The organism is Aphanizomenon sp. CS-733/32, from assembly GCF_028330045.1.
In the GTDB taxonomy this organism is placed as follows: domain Bacteria; phylum Cyanobacteriota; class Cyanobacteriia; order Cyanobacteriales; family Nostocaceae; genus Dolichospermum; species Dolichospermum gracile.
On sequence record NZ_JAQMSE010000125.1, the window covers coordinates 1 to 12,071 of the forward strand.

Sequence of the window (12,071 nt, forward strand, 5' to 3'; positions counted from 1 at the left end):
AAGTAGAGTAACGTAAATAATTAAAGGTTTGTAGTAAGGTCTTTAGACCTGAAAGTAGGGCTAAAGCCCTAACTACGAGCCAATTTCAGAATCTGTTAACTTACTTAACATAGTTCTATTTATTTTTGTCTACCTACTTACAAGGGTCCTAGGATACGCATATTTAATTTCTGGAGATGTCTAATGATTATGAGGATTTGGTAAAGATGAAAAATCTTCGTTTAAAAAATATATCTGCGGATTTAGGGGCAGAAGCTCAGGCAAATGGACTAACCTTAGAACTGTTAAACGAGATACTTAACAGTGATGCTTAATCGCTATGTTTTGGATGCTAATGTCTTAGTTAGTGATGTTTTATCTCCTGGTTCTACTGCTAATCTGATAGAATATGTAAATCAGCAACAGTAAGATATGTTAGCAAGGCTAGGTCAATTATAAGTAATTTTAGGAACTGAATGATATGATAAAGATTGTCTAAAATTATGCCTTGACATTTGCAGATATGCCTCTAAGTTGGAATGAAATTAAGCAAAGAGCGATCGCCTTTTCTAAGGAATGGGAAAATGAGGCTTCGGAAAAGTCAGAGTCGCAATCCTTCTAAACCTTTTATATCAGCAGATGAGTTTTTAAATAATAAAAAACGTTGGTGTTTTTGGCTAAAAGATATACAACCTAATGAATTTAAAAGCTTGCCTCTATTAACCAAGAAAGTAGAAGCTGTTAAAAAATTTCGTTTAGCAAGCACTAAAAATTCAACAGTTCAATGGGCGCAGTTTCCAACTCTTTTTACTGAAATTAGACAACCTAATAACGATTATATAATTCTTCCACTTCACTCTTCTGAAAATAGGAAATACATTCCAATCGGTTTGTTTAACAAAAATAATATTGTTGCAAATAGCTGTAGTTGTGTTCCTAACGCCAATCTTTATATTTTTGGCATTCTCACATCAGAAATGCACATGACTTGGGTTAAGTACGTTTGTGGAAGATTAAAAAGCGATTATCGTTATTCCAATACAATCGTTTACAATAACTATCCATTCCCTGAAAATGTCAGCGACAAACAAAAGCAAAAAGTCGAAACCGCCGCGCAAACTGTATTAGACACAAGAGCAAAATATCCCGATAGCAGTCTCGCTGATCTTTATGATCCTCTCACCATGCCGCCCGACTTGGTAAAAGCACATAAAGCCCTAGACAAAGCCGTAGACCTTTGCTATCGTCCCCAGCCCTTCGTTAGCGAACTAAATCGCATTGAGTATTTATTTAGTCTCTATGAAGCCCTAAGTGCGCCACTGTTCAAAGTCGAGAAGAAAAAGCGAAGTAGGAAAAAAGATAGTTTATAAATTCGATGATGTGGCGATCGCTATTCCTGTGAGTTGTGATTTTTGGGCGATCGCCTCAATTGTCTATCTATTGAAGGGTTTGCGGTATGCGATCGCTGGTTGATTTTTTGCGAAATTGCGATATAAATGTTATGCTTGACGTAATACATAACACTTGCCTAAGAAACAGAAAATCGGCCATTTAATATCGAAATTGTTGATTATTACTAAGGGAAAAAACAACTATGGTACGACCTGCAATTCACGCTGGCGAAATCTTATCCGATGAACTAAAAGAGCTTGGGATTAGCGCATCAGAACTAGCGCGACCTAGGAATCGCTTGTTGTGGGGATGAAATTGGATTTATATTTGGGTTAGTATTAAATAAAGAAATCACTCAGCCAGTCATGTAAACGAATCGCTTTGTCTAAAAATTACAAGGACTTGAATAAATATGACAGTTATCTTAGAAAGAATAAAGGATAAAGTTTGGACTGATGAAGACTTTATGGCTTTAGCTGATGATGGCAATCGTTACGAAATTGTAGATGGAGAGTTGATAAACTTGGGAAGTTCAGGCATGGAGCATGGGAATATTGGCATATTCCTCGGTGGGCTAATCGAGATATTTGTAAGGCAGCATAATCTTGGCGTTACTTGCGACTCTAGTACAGCATTTAAAATGAAGAGAGATAATAAGCGGTCGCCCGATATTTCTTTTGTTAGTAAAGAGCGATTGATTGGGCTAAAACGATTACCTAAAGGCTTTTTTGATGGTGCGCCCGATCTAGTTGTTGAGATTATCTCTCCAGGCAACACTTTTGACGAAATTCACAACAAGATTGAAGAATATTTTGAAAGTGGAACTAGACTGCTGTGGGTAATCCATCCTGATGAAAGATATGTGCTGGTTTACCATAGCCCTCAGCCCGATCTCCTATTGCGAGGTGATGATATTTTAGATGGAGAAGATATAATTTTAAACTTCAAGGTTGCAGTCAGCGAATTGTTTAGAACTTTGGCGTTCTAAGGGAATTGATTAGTTAGCGATAGCGAACGCATTCCGTCCCGGAGGGAACTAGCGCGACCTAGGAATCGCCAATTTATAGCATTACTTCAGTTAATAGACATCAAATTCTCAAAAGGATGACGATTCTTCCAGCGGTAAGTATTAAAGTCCCGAAAATCAACAGATAGAATCCGCCCATGCCCCAAATATTCGGCAAAAATAATCAATGAAGCGTCCGCTAAATCCATTGGCAGAGAACTATATTGATTCATCAATTCACTGATTCTTTTTCCATCTTGAACCTTGAGATCAAAAACCTCAAAAGCACCAATTTCTAAGCTATGAATAAACGTCTGTTGAGCATTTGTGCCTGTACGTTTCAAGAGAATATGACAAGCTTCCGTAATCACACACCATGTTGTCACCAGAGGCTCATCAATCTTATCTAGAACTTCTTGAGCGAGAACATGATAATCATCACGGCGATTGATTAATGCTATCCAAAGGCCAGAATCAACGATGACCATATTTTTCGTTAAGACTTTCAGTGAGATATTGCTTGTAATTAACCGACAAATCAGAGTCCCCTTCAGCACAACCAATCAGCCCTGATTCTCTAAGAAGTTGCAAGGGCTTTACAGGGGATTCTTGATATAATTTTTCATAATAAAGATCGATCGCCACTTTCATAATGTCAGATGCACCTTGATTTGTCCGCTGGCGAATATAATTAAACTTATTAGCGCGATCGCTATCGAGCCTTGCATTAACCCTCATATTTTTGCTTGTCATAACTCTGTATGACAATACTATAGCTCAAAAAATTCAAAGTTAAATAGTTCTCAAGTAGTTGCCTCATAGGGCGATAGCGAAGCGCGACCTAGGAATCGCTATTAATGTAAGTTGTGATTTCTAGGCGATCGCGTCAACAATCCGTTTCGTAAAGACGAACATCAATCTCTACAAGTAGTGATCGCCTCAATCCTATCCCATCAAACACAATAAATATAATTATCGTTTAATTTGCTTCGGAAAATCAGGAACTAACAAAGATTGCTCTAATTCCCCTTGCTCATTATAAAATCTTATTTTACCTTTTTCATTACATAGCCATACCTCAAGGGCTTGGGCTTCAAAATACAACTTTTTCTTGAATTCCATTTCACCCAAAGTATTCCCAATAGATTTAACTTCTATACAAATTTCTGGAGCAATAGATGCTGATACTTCATCTTGGATTTTGTCAAATCTTTCCGCAGAACACCAGACAACATCGGCAACTTTAACGCCGTCTGTTGTATCGATCGCACATTCTGGCATCACTTCCCCATTACTCAACAAAGACTCCAATAAACGTTGGAGTCTTCCTTGGTGAAAAGAATGTTTGATTTTGACTGGACTCATTACGATTTGCCCCCACTTATTTAATTCAATTTTGAAGGGTAAATCTTGTAGCTGTTTATTCTCACAAACTTCTTCCCATTTCATAATCAATTACCTAAAGCAATCAATATAATAATAACTCACTTGTCACTATAAGGCTTGATTGCGATCGCCTCAACCTAACCTTACCCCCTGATCGCTAGTATTGTAAGCCCTGTTTTATAGGCGATCGCACCAACAATCTATCTTCTAAAGGCGATCGCACTTAATTGAGGAATTTTATCAAAATAGCTTTTTAGGTTATGTTCAAAATTTTGCTTCCAGATATTTTCTTTATTTGATGAGTGATCAATCATACGATCATCCCTGCCGAAGATGCCTGATAAACTATTCATAAATTTCTAGCTCTCCTAACTTTTGTGTGATAAGAAAGACTTATTTTAGTGCGATCACTGATCTTGTAGGTTGGGTTAAAGAACGCAACCCAACTGGGGGAAATGATAACCTCATTGTGGGTTACTGCGTGCCGACTCAAGTTCTATCACCGATCTTGTAGGGTAATTATAACTCTGTTTTTGCCTAATTGTCGAGTTACTGCGATCACTTTGATCACTTTCTCTGATAAAGTGCGATCGCCTAAATCATCTATCATCTAAAGGCTTTGCGGTATGCGATCACAATTACTGTGAGTCGTGATTTTTAGGCGTAAGCGTTGCGCGACCTAGGAATCGCTTCAATTATCTATCTGTTAAATATTTGCTGCGGGCGTAAGCGTTGCGCGACCTAGGAATCGCTATTCCTGTGATTCGTGATTTTTAGGCGATCGCTATTATTGTGAGTCGTGAGTTCGGGCATCCTGAAGAAATCCATTCTATGCTACACCGTCCAATCTTCGGTTATTAAACTCGGAACATTAAATCCTCTCGCGTCAGATCAGGAAAATCCTCAAGAATTTCCGCTTCAGTCATCTCAGAAGCCAGATATTCAAGCACTTCACGTAATTCGCAAACCACGTACACAGGGTTTACCACCGCGTTTCTCAGGCTCAATTGTAATGATGTCTCGGTAATTCATGGGTCTTCACAATCATTAGTTGCATTCGTATATTTTACCGAAATAAAGAGATTCAGCGGACATCTTCCAACTATGATTCCGCGCTGAATAAGTTACTCATCTATTTTTGTGTCGCTACAATCACCTGTGCTTCTCTCAAGACTTTATCGCCCCATAAATAACCCCGGACTACTTCCTGTATTACCGTATTTTCTGTGATATCTGCCCTTGATTCACGTCCCACAGCATACATTGTCTGGGAGTCAAAAGGTTTGCCCTGGGCGACAATGGGAACAACACGGCGTTGTTTGAGGATTTCTAAAAGCGATCGCCTAATTAACTCCACTCCCTGCTGATTGCTGGTGAAAATTTCCGTTAATGATTCTGGTATTAGTATTTTCTTTGGCTCACTATATTCAGTATAATTACCATTAATCCAATCTAATAGCTTTGCCCAGAAGCCTTTTTGTATTAATGGTTTTGAATTTGAGGTAGTTGATAATGTTTCTAATTCCTCTTGCCAGTAAGTACAAGCCTGATCTAAGGCATCCACAACACCCAGCAAATCTTTGAGCAGTTTCTCCTGCTGTCGCTCAAATTTTCCCGATGCCTGTTTTTGACTTTCTGCCAAACGCATTGGCATCTGTTCTTGCTCTGTCCGAATTACCGCCAATGCTTGTACCAGAGCATCTTGGCTAGAATGCAATAATTTACCCTGTTGCTTAACTTCATGGCGCAAAGCAGTCCATTCAGACACCATTTGATAGGGATCAAAAGCATGAGCAGATGATGGTGGTTCGCCTAAATATTCAGGAGGTGCTTGTTCTGATTGTAAATAATCTAGAAAATTGGCAAATAAAGCTTCTTTGTCAGTTGTCATTTGTTATTAGTCAGTTGTCAGTGGTCAGTTGTTATTTGTTGGCTTTGTACATTCTTTGAATGACAAATTACGAATTATTTAAAATGTCGCACGAATTAGATCATCTAAGCTAACTTCTAGTTGCGCCAGGGCTTTTTCTCGCAACTGTTTTAATATTTCTGGATTCAATTCTGCTTCTAGGGGACGCAATTTCAAGAACTCCTCCGATTGACTTGTCTCTCCTTTGCGAAGTGCCTCGTAAGCTCCTCGAATTGCCTTAAACTCTTCTGGATAAGTATGCGCGGGGAATTCACGTAATTTGGCATGATAAGCCGCTTTAATTTGGGTGCTGGTTGCTCCTGGTGAAATTCCTAAACGTTCGTAGTGATCAGCCATAAATAATTTCCAATTAAGATGACATCAATTAAACTATCAGTCTTTATCTGTGTTTATCTGCGGTTCATTACTCTTGATAAGTAGGTTGGCGTTGAAAATTGTTGTTATGGCAAGGCAAAAGGCAAGAGTGAAGAGGGTTTGGGCGATTTTACGTTTATGTACACAGTTTGGTTTTATTGTGTTCACCTACTTATCTGACTTTTAAAGCAATTCCTGAAAACCCACTTTTTTTCTACCCTTGCGTTTTTTAGATGGAGATGAATTTCTAAAGATAAAGTCTAAATCTATTCCATATTCTTCGTCTTCGTCATCTTCATCTTCATCATCTGAGAAATCAGGCATATTATTTAACATCATTTTTTTGAGTTCTGGAAGCATCCGTTCAAACTCCGCTGGAGACATTTGACTACCAAATAATTTTTTAATCATCCCTTCTAATAAATCACTCATATCTGACATATCGAGATTGTCAAATTCATCTGGATCTGGCATGGCGCTCTGAGTTTCTCTATCATTAATAAATGCCTGTTCTTCTCGAAATGCTTGTAAGGCTTTGGCATCTTGTAGGCGACGGGCTAATTCAAATCCCTGTTGTTTTAATTGTTCATAATTTGGGTGATCAACGTGGTAGGTAGTGGCTCTAGCTAATAGCAATAAAGGGTTTTGTGGTTCTCGACGGAGTGCTTCATCTAGGAACGGTACAAGGGTTGTAATTTCGCCAAAACGGCGGGATTGAAGTTGAATATTTGCCAGAGCGTTGCCCGGTTGGGGCATGGTGTCGAGGTAAGAACGCACGGGAAGTTCTAGTTTTTTGGGACTATTTTCTTTAACGGCTAAGATAACTAACTTGGCAACTCTAGCTTCTGGGTATTCTATGGATAGGTTGATTAACTTTTGCTGATACTGATTTAGTAAAGCAGCGATGCCTTTTTCCCGTTTGGCAAAGAGTTGAATCGAAAGGGCGATCGCTTGCAATACGGAAATTTGTTCTTGATCTGCTAATCTTGAAAGGAGATTGTCCCATGCTGCGACTGCGGCTTTTTGGTCCAACGAAACCCGACCACCGGAATTGGGCGGACTTTGGACTGCATTCACGAATATTTGACAGGCACGGATAGGCGGATTTGTGGGATCTTCTGTCTTCACAAAACGGCTAAATAAGGGATAACTTAACGTAGAGAGCGCATCTACCCAAGGCAATGTTTCTACTTCAGGTTCAAGATTCAAGTCGCCAAAATGCTTACCAAATTTGCGTCGAGCTTCATTGAATGCTTGTTTGTTATCTAGTATTTTCCAACAGTGCAACAACATTATATAAACTTCTTCATACCGACATCCATTTTCTAATGCTTGGGTCAAGAGTGCGATCGCTTCATCATAATTTTCGCCTCCTGCTTCAATTAATCCCTTACGTCCCAGCACTTCTGGTGATGTCGGACAGATTCGTTCTGCTTGTTGCACAGATCCCAAAGCAGCCCGCTCACGATCTATTGCTATGTAAGCATCTGCCATCCAGCAGTGGAGATGTGCTTGGGTCGGTTTCAATCTTTGTGCAGGCCATTCTTGAGGGTTTCGTTTTGCTTCCTGTTCTAACCACTTCAAAAACCGTGTTAACAGGCGTGAACGTTCTTGATCGTGGTTATTAGCATCGAAAACTTCTAAGAGATTGATTGCCAATTGGGGGTTAAAGGGTTGCTCTGTCAACAAAGGCTGCCAGAATAGTTCAGCACAACTTGGTTCTCCTTGATTCAGTGCTTGTTGTCCGGCTAGGGTAAACAGCGGTGGACGGAGACTTTCTAGTTCTGGAAAGTGTGGGGAACGTCGCTCCATCTTCAACAGCAAATGGGCGGCATCATGGTGATTACCTTGGTCAATCAGTTGCAACATTCGCAATATCGCTAATGCCTGTTGGCTATTTTTATCTACTGTTGTTCGTGAATTTATAAATTGGAAGGGTTTTTGTGCTGTTCTTCCATGTTGAAAAATCGCCAATCGCTCTAAAATTGGATGCTCCAAATACTTTGGTTGACCATATGAAAGTGATTTCAGCCCCAAAAGACTGGCCGCAGCATCCCAATTACCACTGACTTGTTGAGTATAAACAATCCAAGCTATGGGCAAATCTCCATCGGTGACGGCTCGCTTAATTTTCTGAAAAGATGTTAAAGCTGTTTCTGGTTGACCATTTTTGAGTGCCAGAACACCTCGTACCCAGTGGAGTTGATTAGCACTAAAGCGTTTAGATTGTTCCTGAATTAATTGCTCAACTGTAGCGGTATCTCCTTTGAGGAACAAGAGTTTTAGGTAAGAGATGCTGTAGTTTTTCGGTAGAGTACCTGCCTCAAAAGCATTGCTGAGTAATTTTAATGCCCCATCTAATTGCTTCAATTCCAGTAAACATTTAGCTTGCCAGTAATGAACTTCTCCCACCAAACCAAATTCTAGAGCGCGAGCAAAGGATCTTTCTGCCTGTTTAAAATCTTGTTTCTGAAATTCTTGCTGACCCCGTAGCAACCAAATTTCTGATTCTGGGGGTGTAAATTCAATATTAGGGTGTAATCGCTGATTTTTCTTGATTTCTTCTAATGCTTGCCGATATTTTCTTTGGTTCAGCAGTTCTTGCAGTTGCTGCGGGAAGGAGTTTTCCGTAACTTTTGTCTCTGTGCTAGAGACCTGTGATTGTGAGCGCTGTTTAGACTGATGTTTAGCCACTGGGCTTTCTTCCTAATTGTTGTTTGATTTTTACCCTCATAGTTAAGGGTGGCTCCAACTACTTTCCATATAAAGATTGTACCGATTTATGGTAAAAAAAGATAGAAGCATTTTTCTCAATAAGGATTATCTATTGATAATGTTACCAACTCTCAGACTTTTCTCATGCGATAATTGCATGAATTAATTGTCATTAATAATATGAATACCAATAATATGGCTATGCAGAAAACATATATTCACACTGAATTAAGTTAATATTTTATGGGGTATTATATGGGATATTATATTAACACTAATATATTGGACTCAAACCAAACAGGAGAAACTGCTATTGCCATTGAGTAATCATCAACAAAATCACAAGTCCACAAATGAAAAATTACTACCGAAAATGCAGGTGAATGCAAAGCAGTTCATAACTCAGGTGACAGCGGTATCATCTGGAATCTTGACCAGAATAGTCAGCAGCGATAAACCTTTTTATCGTCGTTTTTGGTTGTGGGCAGGATTAGGTGTTAGTAGTGGGATCATTGCTTTCCATTACACAATCTTAGAAATAGATAAAAATTTACCAGATCAGTCCGCACTCAGAGCATTAGTACGAGAGCAAACACTGACGATTAAAGCTGCTGATGGTAGTGTGCTACAACAGCAGGGAGAAGCGACAAGAGAGCAACTGAAAATAGAGCAAATACCAGATACTTTAAAGAAAGCTTTTATTGCTTCAGAAGATAGAAGATTTAATCGACACAATGGATTTGATCTCCAGGGAATTGCCAGAGCAGTTATCAATAACTTGCGATCGCAAAATGTGGTAGAAGGTGGTAGCACCATCACCCAACAAGTAGCGCGAATTCTCTTCCTCAAACAAGAAAAAACCTTTTGGCGTAAACTCAAAGAAGTCCGACTATCCCAAAAAATAGAGCGAGAATTGACTAAAGACCAAATTCTGGAACGTTATCTCAATCTCGTATACTTAGGTTCTGGGGCTTATGGCGTAGGAGATGCCGCTTGGGTATACTTCAGTAAATCCGTAGATCAACTGACTTTATCAGAAATGGCGACATTGGCGGGTTTAGCTCCTGCACCTAACGTCTACGCCCCCGACAAAAACCCGAAAACAGCCACAGAACGGCGTAATCTGGTGTTACAACGGATGCTCGAAGATGGCATCATTACACCAGCCGAAAAACAAGCGGCGACTGAGGAAGCATTAACAGTTAATAGCAGTTTACCCAAACGGTTACAAGTTGATTTTCCCTATTTTACCACCTACGTGCAAAAGGAATTGCCAAAGTACATTGCCGCTGATGTTTTGGCTAGTGGTGGTCTAATAGTAGAAACAACCTTAAACCCAACCTCGCAAAAAGCCGCAGAAGCCGCAGTAGCCAAGATATTAAAAAATGAGGGCCGGTGGCAAAACTTTAAACAAGCGGCTATGGTGGCCATAGAGCCTGGGAGTGGGGAAATTCAGGCAATGGTCGGCGGTAAAGACTTTGGTAAAAATCAGTTTAATCGTGTCACCCAAGCCCAACGACAACCAGGATCAACCTTTAAGGGTTTCGTCTATGCTACAGCGATCGCTACTGGCAAAAGTCCCTATGATAGTTATTTAGATGAACCCTTATCAATAGATGGTTATGAGCCGAAAAACTCCCATGACAAATTCTCCGGTTGGTTAAATATCAGAGACGCGCTCACCAAATCCATCAATACAATTGCCGTAAAGGTCCTAATCGAAATAGGTTTTGAACCCACCATTAAACTTGCCCATGACATGGGAATTAAGTCAGAACTCAAACCTAACTACTCCTTAGCACTTGGTTCTAACGAAGTCAACTTACTAGAACTGACCAACGCCTATGGTACATTCGCCAACCAAGGCAATTATATAGAAGCTCATGGCATTCGGCGCATCCTCAACCGCGAAGGAGATGTGATTTGGTCAGCTAAATATACACCCAAACAAGTTCTCGATGCTGACAGTAGCGCCATCATGACTTGGATGTTAAGAAATGTTGTCACCGATGGCACCGGTGCAGCGGCTCAATTAGACGATAGACAAGTTGCCGGCAAAACAGGTACTACTGATGAATCCCGTGATTTATGGTTTGTTGGTTATATTCCTCAATTAGTGGCTGGGGTGTGGTTAGGGAACGATGACAACAGCCCCACCTATGGTAATAGTGGTAGTGCGGCTTATGCTTGGCACGAATTTATGGAAAAAGCCGTAGAGGGAATGCCTGTAGAAAAGTTCCCCCCACGACCTAATTTAGAAAATCGTAAAGGTACAATCAAACCCCAACCTCTCAAACCGAAAAAATTTGTTCATAAGTCAGTTGATGATAATGATCAAAAATCAGATGAGGATAACACCGATAATTCTGATTCCTCAACTAGACGCAGACGCAGAAGAACATACAATCAATCGGACAATTCCTCAAATTCCGAAGAAAATCGGCCAAGACGGAGACGACGCTATAGTCAAGATGATAATGACACATCTTATTCTACCCGTCGCCGCCGCAGCCGTCGCAGTGAACAATCCAATAGCGATTCCTCTTCTCAATCATCTCGTTCCCGCCGCCGACGCAGTGAACAATCCAATAGCGATTCCCCTTCTCAATCATCCAGTTCCCGACGCAGAAACAGTGAAGAATCAAGACCTTCTAGATCATCTTCTGAAAACAACAGTTCTGGCGGATCTTCATCATCACAACCTTCCTGGAGAGAAAGACTTAAACCCGATTCTTCAGGAAATAATTAAAGTCAGGAGGTAGGGGCGCAGGGCCTGCGCCCATTCAGGAGTCAGGAGTCAGGAGTCAGGAGTCAGGAGTTCAGGAGTCAGGAGTTCAGGAGTTCAGGAGTTCAGGAGTTCAGGAGGAAGAAGAGTAGTTTTCACCAATGACCAATGACCAATTACCTATTCCCTATTCCCTAGAAACAACAAAGATTTTTCCTGGGGTAGATGTAGGTGATTCACTCAGTTTATACTTTGTTAAGAAGTGTAATCTACATTAGACAAATATAGTCATGAGTTATTTATTGCTCCAAGTCCAAGTACCAGATACCGGAAATCACTTTCCCCTAGCTTTCACCTTGGTTTATGTAGTGGGTTTTGTCGCTGCTGTCACCATTGGTTCAATTGCCTGGTACAATTCCAAACGTCCTCCCGGTTGGGAAAATAAGGAACGCCCCGACATTATCCCCAAGGTAGAAAAGGAATAGGTAAAAGGCAAGAGACAAGAGGCAATAGGCAATAGGCAATAGGCAATAGGCAATAGGCAATAGGCAATAGGCAATAGGCAATAGGCAATAGGCAATAGG

11 protein-coding genes and 1 pseudogene are annotated in these 12,071 nt (G+C 40.3%); 4 read left to right on the forward strand and 8 right to left on the reverse strand.

All coding sequences use genetic code 11. The features are described 5' to 3' along the window. The first annotated feature begins 518 nt into the window (after positions 1 to 518). On the forward strand, positions 519 to 1,349 hold the full coding sequence (locus PN471_RS09460; protein WP_271776628.1) for a type IIL restriction-modification enzyme MmeI: 831 nt from the start codon (positions 519 to 521) through the stop codon (positions 1,347 to 1,349). 434 nt (positions 1,350 to 1,783) lie between these two features. Next, positions 1,784 to 2,359 (forward strand): Uma2 family endonuclease, encoded by a 576-nt coding sequence (locus tag PN471_RS09465; protein ID WP_271776629.1) that lies wholly within the window; start codon positions 1,784 to 1,786, stop codon positions 2,357 to 2,359. An 86-nt stretch (positions 2,360 to 2,445) separates the two neighbouring features. Here the strand turns inward: PN471_RS09465 and PN471_RS09470 are convergent, their stop codons facing one another. From PN471_RS09470 to PN471_RS09505, 8 genes and pseudogenes are all read right to left on the reverse strand, one after another. Next, positions 2,446 to 2,865 (reverse strand): type II toxin-antitoxin system VapC family toxin, encoded by a 420-nt coding sequence (locus PN471_RS09470; RefSeq protein WP_271776630.1) that lies wholly within the window; start codon positions 2,863 to 2,865, stop codon positions 2,446 to 2,448. Next, complete coding sequence (locus PN471_RS09475; RefSeq protein ID WP_271776631.1) at positions 2,852 to 3,115, reverse strand: CopG family transcriptional regulator; 264 nt, start codon at positions 3,113 to 3,115, stop codon at positions 2,852 to 2,854. Before PN471_RS09475 ends, PN471_RS09470 begins: the two co-directional genes overlap by 14 nt. 234 nt (positions 3,116 to 3,349) lie before the next feature. Next, the gene (locus tag PN471_RS09480; RefSeq protein WP_271776632.1) at positions 3,350 to 3,826 is read right to left on the reverse strand and encodes a Uma2 family endonuclease; all 477 of its coding nucleotides are present in this window, start codon (positions 3,824 to 3,826) and stop codon (positions 3,350 to 3,352) included. A 137-nt stretch (positions 3,827 to 3,963) separates the two neighbouring features. Next, the gene (locus tag PN471_RS09485; protein WP_271776633.1) at positions 3,964 to 4,116 is read right to left on the reverse strand and encodes a hypothetical protein; all 153 of its coding nucleotides are present in this window, start codon (positions 4,114 to 4,116) and stop codon (positions 3,964 to 3,966) included. A gap of 504 nt (positions 4,117 to 4,620) precedes the next feature. Continuing rightward, positions 4,621 to 4,795 (reverse strand): annotated as a pseudogene (locus PN471_RS09490) (DUF433 domain-containing protein). Between the two features lie 100 nt (positions 4,796 to 4,895). Next, positions 4,896 to 5,654: a nucleotide exchange factor GrpE gene (locus tag PN471_RS09495; RefSeq protein WP_271776634.1), complete on the reverse strand. Its 759-nt coding sequence runs from the start codon at positions 5,652 to 5,654 to the stop codon at positions 4,896 to 4,898. A 78-nt stretch (positions 5,655 to 5,732) separates the two neighbouring features. After that, positions 5,733 to 6,029 carry a DnaJ domain-containing protein gene (locus tag PN471_RS09500; RefSeq protein WP_193898536.1) on the reverse strand — a complete coding sequence of 99 codons (297 nt, stop codon included), beginning with the start codon at positions 6,027 to 6,029 and terminating at the stop codon, positions 5,733 to 5,735. 201 nt (positions 6,030 to 6,230) lie between these two features. Further along, complete coding sequence (locus PN471_RS09505) at positions 6,231 to 8,741, reverse strand: tetratricopeptide repeat protein (protein WP_271776635.1); 2,511 nt, start codon at positions 8,739 to 8,741, stop codon at positions 6,231 to 6,233. Positions 8,742 to 9,135: 394 nt separating this feature from the next. Between PN471_RS09505 and PN471_RS09510 the strand changes: the two genes are divergently transcribed. After that, positions 9,136 to 11,511, forward strand: coding sequence for a transglycosylase domain-containing protein (locus PN471_RS09510; protein WP_271776636.1), 2,376 nt, complete (start codon positions 9,136 to 9,138; stop codon positions 11,509 to 11,511). 266 nt (positions 11,512 to 11,777) lie between these two features. Beyond that, entirely contained in the window at positions 11,778 to 11,972 is a 195-nt protein-coding gene (gene psb35, locus PN471_RS09515) for a photosystem II assembly protein Psb35 (RefSeq protein WP_193898532.1), read from the forward strand. Positions 11,973 to 12,071 lie beyond the last annotated feature (99 nt).